The organism is Acrocarpospora phusangensis, assembly GCF_016862995.1.
Classification (GTDB): Bacteria; Actinomycetota; Actinomycetes; order Streptosporangiales; family Streptosporangiaceae; genus Acrocarpospora; species Acrocarpospora phusangensis.
In genome coordinates, this window is sequence record NZ_BOOA01000011.1 from 102,317 (window position 1) to 121,116 (window position 18,800).

The window sequence follows — 18,800 nt, forward strand, 5'->3', positions numbered from 1 at the left end:
ATCTCTCAGGTGTGCGGGAGCGGGACGAGGTTGACGTCGGCCTCCGCGAGCGGGACGGCGCGCAGCCCGAGGCGTACCGGATCGGTGTAGAGCCGGTCGCCGCCGAGGAAGGGGAAGGCGGCGGGCGGATTGGAGTAGGCGCCGGGCACGACCACCCGGACCACCCGGGCGCCGGTCGCGGCCACGTCGGCGGTGGTCAGGTCGACGGCGTGGGCGTCGAGTCCGAGCGCCCGGACCCGGTCCAGGTAGGCCTGGCGGACGTCGCCGGTGATCACCGGAAGGTCGTCGAGGCGCACCGGATCGGTCTCGCCGGTGATGGGCGCCAGTTCTTTGGCCATCGCCGGGTCGAGCCAGATCTGGCTGTGGCACGACAGGTCGACCACATCGCGGAAGTCGCCGCGGTAGGACTGGGCGTAGGCGCGGTCGGGCCGGTGCGGCTTGAGCATGTCCTGGCTGAGCACGCCGTCCTCGACGGCCTGGTAGATCGCGCCGCCCGGTTCCAGCAGGCCGAGGGAGTAGATGCGCAGGGTCACCGCCTCGGCCAGCGCCTTGGCGACCGCGTTGACCGGGTCGGGCCGGGCGGCGACGCCGAAGGTGTGGATGCCGAGCGCCGGATCGTCGAGCAGGACGCCGATCACCGCGACGTCGAACGTCGTGGGGATGCGCACCACGCGGTAGCGCAGGTCCCCGGTGGCGCCGTGCGGACGCCCCCAGCCGGGGCCGAGGTCGGCGGCGGGACGCAGCAGGTGGGCGAGCCGGGCGTCGGCCAGGTCCACCGGGGCCGCCGGGAGCCGGTTCGCCCACCAGATGACGGTGGCGTCCCTCTCGATGATCTCCTCCAGCCCCGAGGTCAGCGCGAAGCGCAGGTCGGGGCCGGCCGCCAGACCGGCCAGCATCGCGTAGTTCGTGGCGGGCTCGGCTTCGCGCGGCGGCACGAGGTAGTTGACGAAGACGAGGGACGCGGGCACCCACACCGGGGGCCCGTCCAGGGTGGTGCCCCGGATCCAGAGCACCGGCAGGTCGGCGGTGAAGGGCACGAAGGGACATCCCGGCTCGGCGTACTGGCTCGCGGAGTACAGCGCGAGGGTCGCCGGGTCGAGAGCGTTTTCTCCGGCGGCGGCCAGTTCCCGGAACGTCGCCCGGCGCAACCCCGCCGGGACGAAGTTGCCGCAGTACCGCTCGGTCGCCTCACCGGCCGCGCGCAGCACGGCGCGATCGGGGTCGTGGAACGCGGTTCCGGTCGCCACCCGGTCGGCCGGCCAGGGCAGGAGGGCCGAGATCGCCGAGACCGCGGCCGTGCACACGTTCAGCCCGGACGGCCACCACGGCTCGGCGGCCACGTGGTCGAGGCGGGTGATGATCCCGGTGCGGGGATCCAGCAACGGATGGGTCGACGGATGGGTCATCGACGGCTCCCCGGAACCAGCGGTTCGACGGCGGACAAGGTCACCGTGACCGGCGTCGACGGCGGGGTGTACCGGGGATACCTGCCGACGGTGAGCTCCAGGTGCAAGACGTGGCCGGGCGGAAGGTCGACCGCCACGGGCGCGCAGCGGATCTCCGCCACCCCGCAGCCGGGGGTGACCGGCGCCGTGCCGTCGCTCAACCGGGTGCGCACGCCCGCGGCGGTCTCGTGCACGAGCGTGGCCACCAGTTCGGCGTTCCCATCGGCCTCGACGTGGCAGCGCACCCGCGCCACCCCGTGCCAGGCGACCCCGCCGGTCAGGCTCAGGCGCACGACATCGGCGCGCGGCCCGATGACCGACAGGTCGGCCGAGTGCGCCAGCGACGGGTAGGGGTCGGCCGGATCGTGTTTGATCGACCCGGGCTCCCCGGCCATGGGCAGCGTGCGCAGGGGCGAGCGCGTGGAGGGCCGGGGATTCCTCGGTTCCCACCGGTTGGCGCCCAGCACCAGGCAGCGATGACCCGAGGCGGAGGTCCCCCACGCGTCGTCGTTCAGGGCCTCCGACGGCTCGCCGCCGGAGGCGATCGCGGCGAGCCAGGACAGCGCCACGTCGGCGGGGTCAGGGGCGACGGGGACGTCGATCGCGCACTCCGGCCGGAGCCGGTGGGTCAGCGGGGACGCCCAGCCACCCATCACCACGGTCGCCTGCCGGGCCAGGCTCGCCTGCCGCAGCGTCGTGGCCGCCGAACCGCAGTACCAGCTTCCCAGGTGCAGGGTCGGCAGCTTCGCGGCGCGGACGCGGGACAGCACCCTGCGGGCCTGCGGCTTCCAGCTGCTCGGCGTGGGCGGCCAGGCGCCCAGCGGCACCGGCCACTCCGGCGCGTCCAGGGCGAGCTCGTACAGCCCGGGGCGCAGGTGGCGTCCGCCGCCGATCTCGGTGCGCCACCACAGCTCCTCGTCGACCGCCATGCCCAGCGGCGGCCAGGGCTGGCGGCTCGCGACTCCCCGTACCGACGGATGGTCGACGGCGCACCAGGCGGCGTAGGACTCGTAGGCCGTGCCGTACAGGTAGGTGGTGCCGTCCGACCACGGCTGGGCGACGACCCAGTCCAGGAGGGTGTGCCCGTCTGCCAGTTCGTCGGCGCCGGCCTCGAACTCGCCGGTCGAGCGGTACCGCCCGCGCAGGTCCTGCGTCACCACGGCCAGGCCCGCGCCCATCAGCGCGGCGGCCTCGGGCCACAATCCGGCCGTCCCGTAGGGGGTGCGCACCACGACGGCGGGCGCCGGCGCCTCGTCCGGCAGGAAGACGTCGGCCACGAGCCCGCCGACCGGGACGTCGATCATGATCACGGCTGCTCCACCATGAGCCCGCCGGGCACGGGCAGCACGAGATGCCGCCGCAGCAGCCCGGTCCCCGGGTCGAAGCCCGCCTGGACGCCCGTTCCCGGGGCCTGCCCGCCGTGGAGGTACGCCCGTACGTCCGAGACGATCAGGGCGGCGGCGACGTGCGCCCCCACCCCGTGTTCCGGGCCGGTCTCCGGAGCGCCGCCGGAGTCGAGCCACGCCCAGTAAGCGGCCAGTTCCTCCGGCCACGGCGACGCGGCCAGCCGCCGTACCCGCAGATCTTCGTAGGACGCGGTCGCGGGGCCTGTCCAGAAGGGGCCGGCGTACCAGCGCCGGCCTTCGGCGAAACCGAGGTGGAGCGCGGTTCCGGCGTCCCTGGCCTCGGCGTCGAGCCGCCGGAACCAGCCGTCGCGAAGCCACGGGGAGACGGCGATCCGCACGGCGGCGTCCTCGTCGTCGATGATCAAGCCGGTTTGTCCGAGCAGGAGGCCGACCGCTTCGAACAGCGGCCCCTCGCCCGTCAGGGCCACCGTGCCCTGCCGCCGGACCGGTACCGGCTCCAGTACGCCCTCTTCGGCGAAGGCCTCCATCAAGCCGGGGTCGTCGAGCGGAGGACGGTCGGGGCGGTCGCCCTCGGGGGCGGACACGACGAGGAAGTCCTCGCCGGGGGTGTGCACCAGCCAGCCGTCCTCCACCGGGACCAGCGACACCCCGCCGGCATAGCGGCTGGTGGGGTTCATGCGCCTTCCTTCCTGCTCTACGCTGCGAGGACCCCGGGCGGGGACGCGATACGCGCGCGTCCCCGCCCGGGCTCAGGGCCGGCTAGCGCCAGGCCACGCTGGACCGGGTCACGGTCGAGTGGTTGTGCGAGTGCACGCTCGCCTTGACCTGGGCGACCTTCAGCTTCTTCACGGTCATCACGAATCACCTCCTTTCGTCGTCGGCGGGATGGGCCGCTCGCCCAGGAGCGCGGCGGCGTCCGCCTGCGCCTGGACGAGACGCCGGTAGGGCTCGCACCGCTCCATGAGCTCGGCGTGTCCGCCGAGGTCGGCGATGCGGCCGTGGTCGAGCACGGCGACCAGGTCGGCGTGCCGGAGTGTGGAGAGCCGGTGGGCGATGACCAGGGTGGTGCGCCCGTGCCTGACCCGGTCGAGCGCCGCCCGCATCTCGCGCTCCGACAGGGCGTCGAGCTGGCTGGAGGACTCGTCCAGCACCAGCACCGGGCAGTCGCGCAGCAGCGCCCTGGCGATGGCGACCCGCTGCCGTTCCCCGCCCGACAGGGCGGCTCCCCGTTCGCCGGCCACGGTGTCGAGGCCGCCGGGCAGCTTGTCCAGGAACGGGGTGACCTGGGCGTCGTCGCAGGCCCGCGTGATCTGCTCGGCGGTCGCCTCGGGACGGGCCAGCTCCAGGTTGGCGCGCAGGCTCTCGTGGAAGAGGAACGCCTCCTGCGGCACGTGGCAGACCAGCCGGGACAGGTCGTCGACCGGCAGGTCCCGCACGTCGGTCCCGCCGATCCGGACGGCGCCGGACGCCGGGTCGAAGTGGCGCAGCAGCAGGTGGGCCAGGGTCGACTTGCCCGCGCCGGTGGCCCCCGCCAGGGCGAGTGTGGTCCCGGCGGGAATGGTCAGCGAGACGCCGTGCAGCACCGGACGTGTTTCGTCGTAGCCGAAGACGATCCGGTCGAACTCGACCTCGGGGGCTTCGGTCAGGTCGGGGAGCGCGCCGTCGCCGGTGTCGGCGACGGCGGCGGGCTCCTCCAGGAGGTCGAAGACCCGGTCGGCGGAGGAGGCGGTGATCCCCCACACCCGGGTGACGTTGAGCAGCATCGTGATCGGGGTGAACGCGGCACCCGCGAGCGCAACCGAGGCCAGCAGGGCGGGCGTGGCCGGCCCGGTGTTCAGCCCGGCCACCAGGACGCTCAGGGTCGCGCCGCCGATCGCGATCCCACCCGTGACCGTCTCCAGCCCGGCGCGGAGGGTCTGCCTGCGCTGCGCCGACGCCAGGCGCCGGTCGGCCTCCCGCAGCCGGTCGAGCCGGTCGGGGCCGCGGCCGAAGGAGATGACCTCCCGCAGGCCCTGGACCAGGTCGGTGACTTCCACGTTCATCTCGGTGAGCGCGCGGGTGAGGTCGCCGCCGTGGCGCAGGCCCGCGCGGCGCAGCCCCAGGGGCAGCGCGAGCGAGGCCACCAGCCAGGGCGCCAGCGCGGCGGCCGCCCAGCCGCCGCCGGTCACCGCCATCGCCACGACCGCCCCGGGGGTGACCAGCAGCGCGGCCGCGATGTAGATCGAGGTGTGCGCGTAGAAGATCTCCAGGCTCTCGCTGTCCCGCAGCGCGCGGACGACGAGGTCGCCGCCGCGCCTGCGGACCAGTCCACCGGGGGCGATCCGGGCGAAGGCCTGGTAGAGCCACTGACGCACCTGGGCGAGAATGCGGAAGGACAGCTCGTGGGAGATCCACGACTCGACCCAGTTGGCCACCGCGCGCAGGGCCGTGAGACCGAGGGTCCACCAGAACATGGGCCACAGTCCGGCCGACCCGGAGAGCGCCTGGCCGACGGCGGCGGCGGCGAGCACGACCGCCGCCATTCCGGCCGCCTGGTTGACGACCGCGAACAGCACCGAGATCCCGAACGGGCGCAGGTGCCCGGCCAGCACGTGCAGCAGTCCCCTCGTGCCCCCGCCCCGAATCGAGGCGGGCCGGCCGTGCTCCCAGGCTGCGACGGCCTCGGACGCGGACGTCATGGCGCACCTCCGTTCTGGGCCGCCACCAGCTCGGACCAGGCTCCGGACTGGGCGGCGAGGTCGGCGGGGCTGCCGTACTCGATCAGTTCGCCGTCGTCGAGGACGGCCACCGTGTCGGCGTCGATCAGGCTGGACAGGCGGTGCGCGATCATGATCGTGGTGCGGCCGGCGCGCAGTTCGGCGAGCGCCTCGCGCAGGGCCGCCTCGGTCTCCCCGTCGACGGCCGAGGTGGCCTCGTCGAGGATGAGCACCGGCGCGTCCTTCAGCAGGGCCCGCGCGATGGCGATCCGCTGCCGTTCCCCGCCCGACAGGCGCGCTCCGCGTTCGCCGACGACCGTGTCGAAGCCGTCCGGCAGTGCGTCGACGAAGTCGAAGATCCTGGCGCGGCGGGCGGCCTGCCTGAGGGTGGCGAGGTCGGCGTCCGGCCGCGCCAGGCGCAGGTTCTCGGCGATCGTGCCGTGGAAGAGGTAGGTGTCCTGGCTGACCACGGCGGTCATCGCGCGGACCGCGTCGCGGTCCAGGTCACGAAGGTCGGTGCCGTCGGCGAGGATCCGGCCGGTCGCGGGGTCGAAGTAGCGCTGGAGCAGGTTGACCAGAGTCGACTTGCCCGATCCCGACCGCCCGGAGATCGCCAGCGTCGTCCCGGGTTCGACGACCAGGCTGACGTCGCGCAGGGCGGGCCGGGCGGCGCCCGGATAGGTGAAGGTGACCTCGCGCAGGGCCAGGCGGGGTGGCCGGGTCACCGGTTCGCCCGTCGTGGGCGCGGCCGGCGCGGGCGGCTCGGCGTCCAGCAGGGCGAAGACGCCCTTGCCGGCGGCCAGGCCGTGAAAGCCCTCGTGCCAGTAATTCTGCAGTTCCAGGAGCGGGCGGAATGCCTCGGCGGTGAGCCAGGCGATGAGCAGCAGCCCGGCCGCGTCGAGGTGACCGGTGGAGTAGCGGATCGCGGCGACCACCACCGCCAGGCTGGTGCCCGCCGTCATGAGGAACGCGCTGATGACGTAGACGGAACTGGAGGCGGCGAGGTCGCCCATGGTGGCGCGGTAGAGCGCGAGGGCGTCGCGCCGGAGCCGGTTGCCGTAGAGGCCGGTCGCGCCCAGCGCCTTCAACGTGGTCATGCCCTGGAGGGCGTCCAGCACCCGGGCGGAGAAGTTCTCGTACGCGATCCAGTGGCGCTGCGACCGCGTCCCCATGATCCGCCGCCAGAGCGGCCGGGACGCGGGCACCAGCACCACGCAGACCCCAGCGAGCGCCCCTGCTACCGGATCCTGCCAGGTCAGAATCGCGACGATCACCAACGGACCGCCCACGCTCACGACGACCTGCGGCAGGTAGAAGCCCACGTAGGCCCGGATCGCCTCCACGCCGTCGGCGATCGTGGTGCGCAGCGTCCCGGCCGGGCGGGTGACGGTGTAACCGGGTCCCAGGTCGAGCAGCCGCTCGGCCAGTCGCGCCCGTAACCATGCCTGGACGAGGGACGCCGTCCAGTTCGCCGACTGATCGCGGCCCCATAACAGCAGGCTGCGCAGCACGACGAGGAGCCCCGTCACCGCCAGCGGCCCACCGATACCGGCCGGATCCGGCGCGCCGGAGATGAGGGCGCGCCGGACCGTCTCGACGAGCGCGACCGCCTGCCCCGCCCCCGCCGCCGATGCTGAGAGCGAAAGCAGGGCGGTCATCGCCATGGGGCCGACGGCGCCACGTGCCAACCCCAGCATTCGCCGCTGAACCAGCACGTTTCGCCTCCTTCCCGACGGGTGAGCCGGGAGAGACGCTAGGCGAGAATGATTTTCATTGTCAACACATCATTGGGGATGGTTTTCATTTTCTTCAGACGGTACGTTCCTGGCGTGACCGACATCAGGGAGCAAAGTGCCACCGGGCTGGGTTCGCTGCTGGCCGAAAACCGGGACTTCCGGCTGCTGTGGCTGGGCAACCTGGTCAGTGTCTGCGGCGGCTGGTTCACCGCCGTCGCGGTTTTCGCCATGCTCTACGAACACACCGGCGCGGCCGTGGCGGCGGGAACCTCACTGGCCATGCGCTATCTGCCCGGCATCCTGTTCGGAACCTGGGGCGGCGTGCTGGCCGACCGGCTCGACCGTAGAACGATCATGCTCGTCGGCGACGGAGTGCTCGCGGCGCTGGCGCTGGCCTTCCTGCTGGCCGACAGCCCCGGCACGGTCTGGCTCGCCTACCCGCTGACCTTCGCCTCGGCCGCCGTGGGCTTCGTCTTCCAGGCAGCGCGCAATGCCTGGATGCCATCGCTGGTCCGCCCGGAGGAGAACGTTCTCTACGCGGCGGCGGTCCAGGTCAACGGCCTGCTGTTCCAGGCCGTCGGCGGGCTGGCCGGCGCCGCCGCCGTCACGCTGGCCGGCTGGCGCTGGGCGTTCGTGGTCAACGCGGTGTCGTTCCTGGTGTCGTTGTTCTTCACCGCCAAGGTGCGGCGCGGGGACCGGCGTGGCGACACCCGGCCGGACGCGCCGCGCGGCCTGCGGGCCTTCCGTGAAGGCTTGGGCGCGGTCCGGCGCAGCCGGCTCGTCTCGGCTCTGCTCATCCTGGAGGCGGTGTTCTGCCTGGGCCTGGGCGGCTCGATCACGGCCATGACGGCCCTGGCTGTGCAGGTGTACGACCTCGGCGACGGCGGCACGGGCTGGTTCTACGCGGTGCAGGGCCTGGCCGGGGCGATCGTGCTGTTCGCCGCCGCGCCCCGGCTGAAGCGGCTGCCCGAGGAACGGCGACTGGTCGCGCTCGGACTGTCCTGCCTCGGGGAGGGGCTGATCACCGCCGCGCTGGGCCTGCCGTCCAGCGCGCTCTGGGCGCTCGTGCTCTGGGGAGCCGCCGCCTGCGTGGACGTCGTCTACGGACCCGTGTCGATGGCGATCCTGCTCGGCCACTCCCCGAACGAGTTACGCGGCCGGGTGGTCTCGTTGTGGAGCGCGACCGCGACGGCCTCACTGGGTGTCTCCGCCGTCGTCTCCGGGGCCCTCCTCGACATGCTGGGACCGTCGGCGTTGATGCCCGTGCTGGGTGCGTGCATGGCGCTTCCGGGGGCGGCCTGGCTCGTGGCGCTCCGAGCCGGTCTCCTGTACCGCTAGCCCTTCCGGGCAGCCGGCGCACACCCCGTAGACCGCCTCGACCTCGAAGCCGTCCGAGCGGTCCTCGGACCGCTGTTCCAGGACCAGCCCGCAGGCGCGGCAGATCAGGTGATGGTGCCGGGACGGGCCGCACAGCCGGTAGGTCGCCTCTCCCGCCTGATTGAACGAATGCACGAGACCGGCCTCGACCAGCGAGGACATCGCCCGGTACACCGTCGTCAGCCCGACCGCCTCCCCTCGCCGTAGCAGTTCGTCGTGCACCTGCCTGGCGGTGACCGGCCGGGGCTCGGTCACGAGCACCTCGAGCACCAGCACGCGTTTTCTGGTCGCTCGCACGCCCGCCTCGCCGAGCCGGACGTGCCATCTCAATATTTCGGGCATGTCGGACACCTCGGAACTTGACAATGGTTTTCGTTTTCTACAGGGTTGTCCAACGAAGCGCCAGTCGTGAATGAAAACCGTTATTGATCTAGGAAGGCCCGGCATGCATCCCCTGCGCTCTGCCGCCCTCTGCGCCCTTGCCCTGCTCCTCACCGCCTGCGGCGGGACGACCACCCCCGCGGCGACCCCGGCCGGAGCCCCGACAGCCACTCCCGAAGCCATCACGGTCGTCGCGTCCACCAACGTCTACGGCGACATCGTCCAGCAGGTGGGCGGTGACCGGGTCCAGGTGACCTCGATCATCTCCGACCCCGGTCAGGACCCGCACTCCTACGAGGCCAACACCCAGAACCAGCTCGCCCTGTCCAAGGCCAAGGTGGTGGTCGAGAACGGCGGCGGCTACGACGACTTCGTCGACACCATGCTCAAGGCCAGCGGCAACACCTCGGTCGAGCTCATCAACGCCGTCACCGTCTCCGGCCGTACGGCCCCCGCCGGCGAGGAGCTCAACGAGCACATCTGGTACGACCTCCCGTCCGTCGCCAAGATCGCCGACCAGATCGCCACGGCCCTGGCCAAGGCCGACCCCGCCTCCGCTGCCACCTTCACCGCCAACGCCGACACCTTCAAGCAGAAGCTCCAGCCTCTGCAGGACCGCACGGCGCGGATCGCGGCCGACGCGGGCGGCACCGCTGTGGCGATCACCGAACCCGTCCCGGGCTATCTGCTGGACGCGGCCGGGCTCAAGAACCTCACTCCCGACGAGTTCGCCGAGGCCATCGAGGAAGGCGACGACGTCTCCCCGCAGGTCCTGGCCGAGACGCTCGCCCTCTTCACCGGCAAGAAAGTGGCGGCCCTGGTCTACAACGAGCAGACCAGCGGACCGCAGACCGAGCAACTGAAGAAGGCTGCCACCGACAACGGCATCGCGGTGGTCCCGGTCACCGAGACCCTGCCCGAGGGCAAGGACTACATCGGCTGGATGGCGGCGACCCTCGACGCGCTCCAGGCCGCTCTCGTCAAATGACCGCCGATGCCCTCATCGCTCCGCGCCGCTCCACCATCGACACGGTGATCAGCCTCAGCGGCGCGGAGCTCGCCTTCGGCGACCGGATTCTCTGGCGCGGCCTGGACCTGGAGTTGGGCCGGGGCGAGTTCGTCGCCGTCCTCGGCCCGAACGGTTCGGGTAAGACCAGTTTTCTCCGTGTTCTGCTCGGCCAGCAGCGCCTGAACGCGGGAACCCTGCTGATCGAAGGACGGCCACCTCGCCGGGGCAGTGCCCTGCTCGGCTACATCCCGCAGCATCGGGCCATGGCTCCGCAGACGCCGCTCCGTGGCCGCGACCTCATCCGGCTGGGCCTGGACGGTCATCGCTGGGGACCCGGCACGCGGCGGACCCGCCCGCGGGTGGCCGAACTGCTGGCGGCCGTGGGCGCGACCGACTACGCCGACGTGCCGCTCGCCCTGCTCTCGGGCGGCGAACTGCAACGCCTGCGTGTCGCCCAGGCTCTGGCCACCGACCCCGCCATCCTGCTCTGCGACGAACCCCTGCTCTCGCTGGACCTGCACCACCAGAAAGTGGTCACGGAACTGATCGACGCCCGGCGGCGGAGCCACGACACCACGGTGGTGTTCGTCACCCATGAGATCAACCCCATCCTGGAGAAGGTGGACCGCGTGCTCTACCTGGCCGGGGGACGCTTCCGCTTCGGCGCCCCCGAAGCGGTGATGACCTCCGAAACCTTGTCCGACCTGTACGGAAGTCCGATCGACGTGGTCCAGATCAACGGCAGGCTCGTGGTCGTCGGCGCCCCTGGCTCCGTGGGCCACGACGGAGAACCCGCACCATGACCAGCGACATCTGGCAGCAGATCTTCAACTACGACAACTACGGCGAACTGCTGTCCCTCGTGCAGAACTCGCTGATCGCTGGAGCGGTCCTGGGCCTGGTCGGCGGCGTCATCGGCACCTTCGTCATGATGCGCGACCTCGCCTTCGCCGTACACGGCATCGCCGAACTGTCCTTCGCGGGCGCCTCGGCGGCGCTCCTGATCGGCGTGAACGTCGCCGCCGGCTCACTTGCGGGGTCGGTCCTCGCGGCCGTGATCATCGGGGCGCTGGGCGTACGGGCGAGGGATCGCAATTCAGTCATCGGCGTGCTCATGCCGTTCGGCCTGGGCCTCGGCGTGCTGTTCCTGGCCCTGTACAAGGGCCGCGCGGCGAACAAGTTCGGCCTGCTCACCGGTCAGATCGTGGCCGTCGACACAGTGCAGATGAGCTGGCTGGTCGGCACGTCCGCCGTGGTGCTGCTCGGGCTCGCCGCGGTGTGGAGACCCTTGATGTTCGCCAGCTTGGACCCTGAGGTGGCCGCCGCCAGGGGCGTTCCCGTCCGGGCTTTGTCGTCGGTCTTCATGGTGCTGCTCGGTCTGTCGGTGGCCGTCGCGATCCAGGTCGTCGGCGCGCTGCTGGTGCTGGCCCTGCTGGTCACCCCCGCCGCGGCGGCCATGCGCGTCACCGCGTCACCGGCCCGGGTGATCCTGCTCAGCGTGCTGTTCGCGGTGACCTCGGTGGTGGGCGGCATCATGCTCGCGCTGGGCAGTAGCATCCCGATCAGTCCGTACGTGACCACCATCTCCTTCACGCTCTACCTGGGCTGCCGGGGCATCGGCGGGTCACGCGCTACTCGTAGGGTTCTACCGGCGCCGGGATCTTAGCGACCGAGACGGCGTCCAGTTCGGGGGCCACCATCCCGACCGGGGTCTTGCCGGACTTGGGCTCCCGCCAGGTGCCGATCACTTCGACCCAGGAATCCTCCTCCGGCATGGCCTGGCCCAGGACGGCCACCTTCAGCGCGATCCCATCGGCGGCGCAGCAGGCGATCTGAATGCGTGCCACATACCAGCGGTCCTTTTTCTTCACCGACTTGACGACGAAGCCGGTGAGCTTCACCTGCCGGCCGGTGAGCGACATGCTCGAATCGCCCCAGGCCCTGCCGATGAACTCGCCCAGGGTCATCTCGGTGACCTTTCCGGCGGGAAGCGCGCTGTAGGCGTCCAGCGCGGCGACGGGCATCTGGGCGGTGGCCTCCTCCGACTTGGCCGAGAACGCGCCGAGCGCGGGCGGCGAGATCAGGAAGATCGCGAACACCGGCAACACCAGCAGCCAGGCCACACGGGGCGCATGCCCATGGTCATGCCCCTCGTGGTGGTTCGATGAATCGGCGGCGTGGTCCGGTCCTGCGGCGCCCCGCCATTCCTGGATCACCCCGATGACGCCCAGGACGAACACCACCGCGCCCGCGGCGATCAGGAATGGCCGGAACCCTGGCTTCACATAGTTCAGATACGTGGTGGACAGCATCGTGATCCGCAGCACCGCCCCGCCCAGCAGGAAGAGGATCATGCTCTGCGTCAGCCGGCTCACAGGAGGACCTCCCCGACCGCCAGACTGACGATCACCGCGAGAACAAAGGTCAGCGGAATGAACCGGGCGGCGAACCGCCGCCCGAAGGTGCCCGCCTGCAAGGCGATCAACTTCAGATCCACCATCGGTCCCACCACCAGAAAGGCCAGCTTCGCGGTCGGCGAGAAGGCGGTCAGCGATGCCGCCACGAACGCGTCCGCCTCTGAGCAGATCGAAAGGATCACCGCCAGCAGCGCCAGTGCCAGCACCGACAGCACCGGAACGGCCGCCACCGACTCCAGCCATGACCGTGGCACGACCACGTTCATCGTCGCCGCGGCGGCCCCGCCGACCACGAGAAACCCACCCGCGTGCAGGAAGTCGTGCCGCATCGCCGTGTAGAACGAGGCCCACTTCGATCCCCCACCCGCCGCGCGTGAGGGGATGCGCAGCCACTCGGCCCGCCCGAACCGCAGCCACACCCACCCCGCCAGCACCGCCACCACGAGCGAGGCCCCGAACCGGGCCACCGCCATCATCGGCTGCCCCGGGAAGGCCACCACCGTCGCCACGACCACCACCGGATTGATCGCCGGGGAGGCCAGCAGGAACGCCAGCGCCGCCGCGGGGGTCACCCCCCCTGGACATCAACCCCGACGCGACCGGGACCGACGCGCATTCGCATCCCGGCAGCACCGCCCCGGCCGCGCCCGCCACCGGCACCGCCAGCGCGGGCCGCCGCGGTAGCGCCCTGGTCCAGAACGAGGCCGGCACGAAGGCCGAGATCGCCGCCGACAGCAGCACTCCGAAGACCAGGAACGGCAACGCCTGAACACAGATGGCCACGAAGATCGTGGCCCACGTCTGCAGCGCCGGAGCGGTCAGGTACGGCGCGAGCACGAACCGCCCGACCACCAGCAACCCGACGACCACGGCGAACGCCCACGGGCCTACCGGGGCCGTCGGCCCTCGGCGGCCCCATCCGTCTGGAGGAAGCTCAGCAGGAACATCGACCGTAACCCGCTCGGACATACCGCCGATCCTTCCAGAAATCCCCAGCCGGTTGTAATGGAACTGAAAGTCATTCCCTGGGAACGTCCGATGCCCCTCGCCGTCCGATCTGCGCGATGGGCCCGGGTGCCGGAGCCTCATGATGCCGCCAGGGCGAGCAGGGAGCCACAATGGCCGATATAACGGTTTGGCCTATCGGTCGGGCCGATATTACGCCGAGCTGGCCATATATCAACATGTGTTGCGTTTGTCACGAAACGGCATTAATGACGGGTTGACCTGCCGAGCTCCGCCATTCGAGACTTTCACCGATCACGCGGAGGGCGTACGGCCCGATCACGGTGGACAGGAGCATCACCGTCGACCGGTTCTCCGTCGACGTCGCCGGCACCACGGAGGATCCCCTGCGTACCCACACCCACGCGCATGCCCAGATCGCGGACGACGACGGCGTACGCGGCACCGCTCCCGCCAGCGGCCGCATGCGAATCGTGCTCGCCCTGGTGCTCGCGCCGCTCGCGCTGGCCACCGTGATCGGCCTGGTCCTGCTCTGGCCCGGCCAGGCGGATCGGCCGGCCGCCGGCCCCAGGCCCGCGCCGGCGATCGTTCATCCCGAGGCGACGGTCCTGGCCATCAGCCCGTACAAGTGCCCAGCCATCAACCAACGCCCCGGTCCCGACAGCCCGCCACGCATGGTCACCTGCGCCAACACGGAGGTCCGTGTGGAGACCGGGCCGGACCAGGGCCAGCGCCTCAACGTCGAGGTGCCCGCGGAAAGCTACCGGGCCGGCATGCAGATCGGCGACCGGATCAGGCTGACCCGCATGTTCGACCACTCGGACGGTCCGGCGGCCTATGCCTTCCACGACTACGCGCGCCAGACCCCGATCGGCGTCCTGGCCATCGGGTTCGCGGTCGTGGTCGTCGCGGTGGCGCGGCTGCGCGGGCTGGCGGCCCTGCTCGGCCTGGGCCTGGCCGCCCTGGTGCTGCTGGGCTTCATGCTGCCCGCGCTGCTCGCGGGCGAGTCCCCCCTGCTGGTCGGGCTGGTCGGGTCCTCGGCCATCATGTTCGTCGTGCTCTACCTGGCGCACGGATTCTCGGTCAGGACCACGACCGCCCTGGCCGGCACCCTGTTCGGGCTCCTCGCCACGGCCGGGCTCGGCGTCTGGGCGGTGAACGCGGCGCGCCTGACCGGGCTGGCCGACGGCGAGGGGGTCGCACTCACCGCGCTCAACGGGCGGGTCGATCTGTCCGGGCTCGTCATATGCGGCACCATCGTGGCCGGACTCGGCGTCCTCAACGATGTGACGATCACGCAGTCCTCGGCCGTATGGGAGCTGCACGAGCTGTCGCCGGACCGCTCGGCGCGTGAGCTGTTCTCCAGCGCGATGCGCATCGGACGCGACCACATCGCCTCCACCGTCTACACGATCGCCTTCGTCTACGCCGGCGCGACCCTGCCGATCCTGCTGCTGATCGACACCTACGGCCGGCCCCTGCTCGACGTGATCGGCACCGAGGCGGTGGCCGAGGAGGTGGTGCGCACCCTGGTCGGCTCCATCGGCCTCGTCCTGGCCATCCCCCTCACCACCGCGATCGCGGTCGCGGTGGTGAAGTCGCCGCTGACCCGCGACCGCACCGAGCCGAGCCCGGCCACGGACCACGCCTGAACCCGTTTGAGCCGGGTGCGTGAGGGAGCGGCGCTGTGAGACCGTGTCGGCGTCCGGATACGGTGTCCGTCTCGTAGGGACGAGGGCGGTCGCTCGTGGTCCGTCCAGGCTGGTTCCCGTTCGACCCTTCCTTCGCTCCCGTCAACCGCAGGAAGGCCTGATGCCATGGGCGCCAACCACACCCACGGGCCGGTCGCCCCCGCCTCGCGCGCGGCCCGCTGGGCGAGCCTGGCCGTGATCGTGCCCCTGGCCGTGGCCACGCTGGCGGCCGTGTTGTGGATGTGGCCCGGGCAACCGTCCTCCGATCGCACGGAGCAGGGGACTCTCCTGAAGGTGACCGGCACGATCGTCGATATCACCCTGAGCCCCTGCCCGGAGGAACCACCGCTTGACGGGCTGCCCTCGGCCGGGCTTCCGCCCGTTGATCCGGCGACCTGCGGCGATGCCCAGGTCAGGCTGACCAGCGGACAACAGGCCAGGCAGCGAGTCACCGCGCAGCTGCCCAGCGGCCCGGGGTCGCCGGTCTTCGCCGTCGGAGACGACATCGTGCTGATCTACACGCCGGTGACCGGGGACAACATCCTGGACGAGCCGCCGTACCGGGTCTCCGACCATGACCGGACCGAACCGCTGCTGCTGGTCGGGGCGGCCTTCGCGCTCGCGGTGATCGCGTTCGGGCGGTGGCGCGGCGTCACGGCACTGGTGGGCCTGGCCATCACCTTCGTGCTGCTGCTGACGTTCGTGATCCCCGCGATCCTGGCCGGTCAGCCACCGCTGCTGGTGGCCATCGCCGGATCTGCGGCGATCATGCTCACGGTCCTGTACCTCACCCACGGCTTCACGGTCATCACCTCGGTGGCGATCGTCGGCACGCTCTGCAGCCTCAGCCTGACCGGTGCGCTGTCGTACGCCGCGATCGGGATCGCCCAGCTCAGCGGAATCACCGACGGCAGCTCACTCCTCCTGGACATGAGCTACCGCATCAACACGCAAGGGCTGCTGATGGCCAGCATCCTGATCGGCGCCCTGGGAGTGCTGGACGACGTCACCGTCACCCAGTCGGTCACGGTGGCGGAACTCGCCCGGGTCAACCCCGACTTCGGCTTCCGCGAGCTGTACCGCGCCGCCACGCGCATCGGACGCGCGCACATCGCCTCGGTGATCAACACCATCATCCTGGCCTATGCGGGCGCGTCCCTGCCGCTGCTGCTGCTCATCAGCGTCGGCAGGGAACCGCTGGGCGAGGTGCTCACCAATCCGGTGCTGGCGCAGGAGATCGTCCGCAGTGTGGTGGGCACGCTGGGCCTGATCTCCGCCGTGCCCATCACCACCGCCCTGGCCGTACTGGCCCACAGGCGACAAGCAATCGGCGGGCACGGCGACGAGCCGCCGCCGGCCGTGACCGGCCGCCGCCGTCCGGGCTCAGATCACGGTGGGGGCGAGCCCGAATCCGCGTTCTGGCAGAGCCGCTAGTCCGGCGACTGCTGCCGCACCGGCCCATAGTCGATGGACGGGCCGGCTCGGTGCCGAGCCCTTAACAAGATCTTCAGTGCCTTCCTAGTTCTCGGCCCTGCCGAGCTTCCAGTAACCCATGAACGCGATGTGCGAACGGTCGATGCCGATCGCGCGTACCAGATGGCGGCGCAGATCTGTGATCGCGCCCGCCTCGCCCGCCAGCCAGGCGTACAGACCCGTGTCGGCCGGTGGGGGCGGAACCTCCCAGACCAGGTCGGAGCCGGGCTCGGGCAGGGCGTCGCCGCGGCCCCCCGCTCGTGGCCGTGCGCGGCCGCCCAGGCGCCCGCCCATTCGCGTACGGCCTCGCCGAGCAACTGGCCGTAACCCGCATCGGCCGCGCCCTCCCGCGCGAGCCACCTGAGGCTGACGCCCTCGGGAACGCGGAGCGGGAGTGTGTCCCCCAGGCTCGGCACCTCCAGGAAGGCCGCGCCGCGGGCGTCGGCCGGCAGCGACTCCAGGATCGCCGACACGGCCGGCGTGGCCGTCTCGTCACCGGCGATCAGGACCGTGCCGGGCTTCCATTCGTAGCCGCCCGCGCTCACGCCGGAAGTCGCGTCCGGGGCGATCACGATCAGCTGGCCGCCCACGCGGGCCCGCTGTCGCCATGCGCGACGAAGTCGACGACGAGTGGCGGCGCGATAGGACAACGTGAGATCAGAGCCGAGCATGCCCAAGCTATAAGGAGCCTTACCTAACAAATTGGGTGGGGGTGTCACCCGCGGCGCACGGGCTCGAAGTCGGCTTCCCCGAAGGTCGATGTCGCAGCCGTCAGTGGGAATGCCGCGAATCCGAGCGGTGGGGAGAGATAGGGGGCCGGACGGGGTCAGTACTGGTTCATCTTGGCGTCCAGGGCGAGTCCCGCGTCGATCATTCTCGCGGAGACGCCCCTGATGCCCATCTGGTCCTTGGCGATACGTCCGAGCGTGGGCAGACTCTCCCGGTCCGGCCAGGTCTCGGGCTTCCACAGCGACGAGCGCAGGAAGGCCTTCGCGCAGTGCATGAACAGCTCTTCGACCTCGACGAGGATCGCCAGCCGCGGCCGCTTGCCCCGTACGGACAGGTCATCGAAGAACGGCGCGTCGGACACGAGCGTCGCACGCCCGTTCACGCGCAGGGTCTCGTTCATGCCCGGCACGATGAACAGCAGCCCGGCACGGGGGTTGCGCAGGATGTTGCGGAGGCTGTCGAGCCTCTGGTTGCCGGGCCGGTCGGCGAGCGCCAGGCGGTGGTCGTCGAGGACCACCACCGATCCGGCGGGGTCCCCTCGCGGGGAGACGTCGCAGGTTCCGTCCGTGTTCGCAGTGGCCAGCAGGACGAACGGCGAGTGGGCGATGATCGTGCGCGCGTGTTCGTCGATCCGGGCGATGTCCTTGTCCCAGATGGCCTGCGGCGGCTCCTTCACGATCTTCCGGAGCTCGGCCTCGCTACTCACCGTACGGATCTCAGAGGGGTCCATCACGCAAATATAAGGTAAGCCTAACCTGACTGTCTCCCGTCGTCGGGGCGGCGCCCGGCGCTCTCCCCGGGCGTGCTGATCCTGGTCACCGCGGCCACCCTGCTCATCGCCTACTTCGTCCCGCTGTTCGCCATCACTCTCGGCGTCTTCCTCGCCGCCGACGTCCTGCTTGAGCGCCGCAGGACGACCCGGCAGGAGCCGGCCCTTCCCACGACCCTCGATCAGAGCGCGTCCGCGCCGCCCGCGGAGGACACCGTCCAGGTCACCTCGGGCAGCACCACTTCCTGACCTCGCGCCGGCGTCCCCGCCGGACCTCCGGGCGAAATCCCACGCGCCGCGGATATCACGACGGCGCGTGGGACTCGTTCGGGAAGACCGCGGCCGCGCGGGTGGTCACACCTGATCCCTGACGCCCGCAGCGAGACGTCCGCTCACCCGTGTACGCGGCACCTACGGCCGCGCCGCGGATCATTTCGGCGATGACGCCTACCAGAAGCCGGGCAGACCCGGGCGATGGGGCCGCCGGTAGATCATCAGAGCGATCAGGCCGGTGACGATCATGCCCGCCACGCTCCCGGCCACCACACCGGCCCAGCCGGCCACGGCCCAGCCGACGACCCCCCACGACACCGGTACGAGCGACACGGTGGTGATCTCCACGAGACGGTCCATGGTCAGGACGCTCCGGCCTTGTCCGGCCCGGGCCATCGGATACAGCTCCACGACGCCCTCCACCGCTCCGTTCGACCTGAACGTTTCAAGAAAGCGCGGAAACCGCAAGGA

At 71.2% G+C, this 18,800-nt stretch carries 17 protein-coding genes and 2 pseudogenes; 8 read left to right on the forward strand and 11 right to left on the reverse strand.

Annotated elements, in window-relative coordinates; translation table 11 throughout:
• Positions 1-5: 5 nt before the first annotated feature.
• From Aph01nite_RS09485 to Aph01nite_RS09505, 5 genes are all read right to left on the reverse strand, one after another.
• Entirely contained in the window at positions 6-1,406 is a 1,401-nt protein-coding gene (locus Aph01nite_RS09485; protein WP_204040403.1) for a YcaO-like family protein, read from the reverse strand.
• Complete coding sequence (locus Aph01nite_RS09490; RefSeq protein ID WP_239161530.1) at positions 1,403-2,749, reverse strand: CocE/NonD family hydrolase; 1,347 nt, start codon at positions 2,747-2,749, stop codon at positions 1,403-1,405. Before Aph01nite_RS09490 ends, Aph01nite_RS09485 begins: the two co-directional genes overlap by 4 nt.
• 2 nt (positions 2,750-2,751) lie before the next feature.
• The gene (locus Aph01nite_RS09495) at positions 2,752-3,489 is read right to left on the reverse strand and encodes a hypothetical protein (protein WP_204040405.1); all 738 of its coding nucleotides are present in this window, start codon (positions 3,487-3,489) and stop codon (positions 2,752-2,754) included.
• Positions 3,490-3,666: 177 nt separating this feature from the next.
• Positions 3,667-5,490, reverse strand: coding sequence for an ABC transporter ATP-binding protein (locus Aph01nite_RS09500; RefSeq protein ID WP_204040406.1), 1,824 nt, complete (start codon positions 5,488-5,490; stop codon positions 3,667-3,669).
• Positions 5,487-7,223 carry an ABC transporter ATP-binding protein/permease gene (locus Aph01nite_RS09505; RefSeq protein WP_204040407.1) on the reverse strand — a complete coding sequence of 579 codons (1,737 nt, stop codon included), beginning with the start codon at positions 7,221-7,223 and terminating at the stop codon, positions 5,487-5,489. The genes Aph01nite_RS09500 and Aph01nite_RS09505 overlap by 4 nt, the downstream gene beginning before the upstream one ends.
• A 114-nt stretch (positions 7,224-7,337) precedes the next feature.
• Between Aph01nite_RS09505 and Aph01nite_RS09510 the strand changes: the two genes are divergently transcribed.
• Complete coding sequence (locus Aph01nite_RS09510) at positions 7,338-8,582, forward strand: MFS transporter (RefSeq protein ID WP_204040408.1); 1,245 nt, start codon at positions 7,338-7,340, stop codon at positions 8,580-8,582.
• 81 nt (positions 8,583-8,663) lie between these two features.
• On the opposite strand, the pseudogene Aph01nite_RS42430 reads toward Aph01nite_RS09510, so the two are convergent.
• Positions 8,664-9,185, reverse strand: a pseudogene (locus tag Aph01nite_RS42430) (Fur family transcriptional regulator); the annotation flags it as partial.
• Between Aph01nite_RS42430 and Aph01nite_RS09515 the strand changes: the two are divergent.
• Genes Aph01nite_RS09515 through Aph01nite_RS09525 form a run of 3 tightly spaced genes read left to right on the forward strand, consistent with a single transcriptional unit; the run spans position 9,067 to position 11,677 of the window.
• Positions 9,067-9,990: a metal ABC transporter solute-binding protein, Zn/Mn family gene (locus tag Aph01nite_RS09515; RefSeq protein ID WP_204040409.1), complete on the forward strand. Its 924-nt coding sequence runs from the start codon at positions 9,067-9,069 to the stop codon at positions 9,988-9,990. The pseudogene Aph01nite_RS42430 and the gene Aph01nite_RS09515 sit on opposite strands and share 119 nt — an antisense overlap.
• On the forward strand, positions 9,987-10,814 hold the full coding sequence (locus Aph01nite_RS09520; RefSeq protein WP_239161525.1) for a metal ABC transporter ATP-binding protein: 828 nt from the start codon (positions 9,987-9,989) through the stop codon (positions 10,812-10,814). Before Aph01nite_RS09515 ends, Aph01nite_RS09520 begins: the two co-directional genes overlap by 4 nt.
• Entirely contained in the window at positions 10,811-11,677 is an 867-nt protein-coding gene (locus Aph01nite_RS09525; protein ID WP_204040410.1) for a metal ABC transporter permease, read from the forward strand. The genes Aph01nite_RS09520 and Aph01nite_RS09525 overlap by 4 nt, the downstream gene beginning before the upstream one ends.
• Here the strand turns inward: Aph01nite_RS09525 and Aph01nite_RS09530 are convergent.
• Complete coding sequence (locus Aph01nite_RS09530) at positions 11,643-12,386, reverse strand: TIGR03943 family putative permease subunit (protein WP_204040411.1); 744 nt, start codon at positions 12,384-12,386, stop codon at positions 11,643-11,645. The genes Aph01nite_RS09525 and Aph01nite_RS09530 overlap by 35 nt on opposite strands.
• Positions 12,383-13,397: pseudogene (locus Aph01nite_RS09535) on the reverse strand (permease). Before Aph01nite_RS09535 ends, Aph01nite_RS09530 begins: the two are co-directional and overlap by 4 nt.
• 320 nt (positions 13,398-13,717) lie before the next feature.
• Here Aph01nite_RS09535 and Aph01nite_RS09540 point away from each other — a divergent pair.
• Positions 13,718-15,046 carry a YibE/F family protein gene (locus tag Aph01nite_RS09540; RefSeq protein ID WP_204040412.1) on the forward strand — a complete coding sequence of 443 codons (1,329 nt, stop codon included), beginning with the start codon at positions 13,718-13,720 and terminating at the stop codon, positions 15,044-15,046.
• Positions 15,047-15,211: 165 nt separating this feature from the next.
• Positions 15,212-16,519, forward strand: coding sequence for a YibE/F family protein (locus tag Aph01nite_RS09545; protein ID WP_204040413.1), 1,308 nt, complete (start codon positions 15,212-15,214; stop codon positions 16,517-16,519).
• An 84-nt stretch (positions 16,520-16,603) separates the two neighbouring features.
• On the opposite strand, the gene Aph01nite_RS42075 is transcribed toward Aph01nite_RS09545, so the two are convergent.
• Positions 16,604-16,852, reverse strand: a complete 249-nt coding sequence (locus Aph01nite_RS42075) for an SIP domain-containing protein (RefSeq protein WP_275418931.1) — start codon at positions 16,850-16,852, stop codon at positions 16,604-16,606.
• A gap of 102 nt (positions 16,853-16,954) precedes the next feature.
• Between Aph01nite_RS42075 and Aph01nite_RS42080 the strand changes: the two genes are divergently transcribed.
• Entirely contained in the window at positions 16,955-17,089 is a 135-nt protein-coding gene (locus Aph01nite_RS42080) for a hypothetical protein (protein ID WP_275418932.1), read from the forward strand.
• A 295-nt stretch (positions 17,090-17,384) separates the two neighbouring features.
• On the opposite strand, the gene Aph01nite_RS09555 is transcribed toward Aph01nite_RS42080, so the two are convergent.
• On the reverse strand, positions 17,385-18,017 hold the full coding sequence (locus Aph01nite_RS09555) for a pyridoxamine 5'-phosphate oxidase family protein (protein ID WP_204040415.1): 633 nt from the start codon (positions 18,015-18,017) through the stop codon (positions 17,385-17,387).
• Positions 18,018-18,089: 72 nt separating this feature from the next.
• Between Aph01nite_RS09555 and Aph01nite_RS09560 the strand changes: the two genes are divergently transcribed.
• Positions 18,090-18,305, forward strand: a complete 216-nt coding sequence (locus Aph01nite_RS09560; RefSeq protein WP_204040416.1) for a hypothetical protein — start codon at positions 18,090-18,092, stop codon at positions 18,303-18,305.
• A 198-nt stretch (positions 18,306-18,503) separates the two neighbouring features.
• On the opposite strand, the gene Aph01nite_RS09565 is transcribed toward Aph01nite_RS09560, so the two are convergent.
• Positions 18,504-18,740, reverse strand: a complete 237-nt coding sequence (locus Aph01nite_RS09565) for a hypothetical protein (protein ID WP_204040417.1) — start codon at positions 18,738-18,740, stop codon at positions 18,504-18,506.
• Positions 18,741-18,800: the final 60 nt, after the last annotated feature.

Bases quoted from the DNA above. Each gene is read 5' to 3' on its own strand.
- Aph01nite_RS09520 (WP_239161525.1), top strand. From the start codon at position 9,987: ATGACCGCCGATGCCCTCATCGCTCCGCGCCGCTCCACCATCGACACG.
- Aph01nite_RS09485 (WP_204040403.1), bottom strand. From the start codon at position 1,406: ATGACCCATCCGTCGACCCATCCGTTGCTGGATCCCCGCACCGGGATC.
- Aph01nite_RS09525 (WP_204040410.1), top strand. From the start codon at position 10,811: ATGACCAGCGACATCTGGCAGCAGATCTTCAACTACGACAACTACGGC.
- Aph01nite_RS09555 (WP_204040415.1), bottom strand. From the start codon at position 18,017: ATGGACCCCTCTGAGATCCGTACGGTGAGTAGCGAGGCCGAGCTCCGG.
- Aph01nite_RS09500 (WP_204040406.1), bottom strand. From the start codon at position 5,490: ATGACGTCCGCGTCCGAGGCCGTCGCAGCCTGGGAGCACGGCCGGCCC.
- Aph01nite_RS42075 (WP_275418931.1), bottom strand. From the start codon at position 16,852: ATGGGCGGGCGCCTGGGCGGCCGCGCACGGCCACGAGCGGGGGGCCGC.
- Aph01nite_RS09495 (WP_204040405.1), bottom strand. From the start codon at position 3,489: ATGAACCCCACCAGCCGCTATGCCGGCGGGGTGTCGCTGGTCCCGGTG.
- Aph01nite_RS09545 (WP_204040413.1), top strand. From the start codon at position 15,212: ATGGGCGCCAACCACACCCACGGGCCGGTCGCCCCCGCCTCGCGCGCG.
- Aph01nite_RS09490 (WP_239161530.1), bottom strand. From the start codon at position 2,749: ATGATCGACGTCCCGGTCGGCGGGCTCGTGGCCGACGTCTTCCTGCCG.
- Aph01nite_RS09515 (WP_204040409.1), top strand. From the start codon at position 9,067: ATGCATCCCCTGCGCTCTGCCGCCCTCTGCGCCCTTGCCCTGCTCCTC.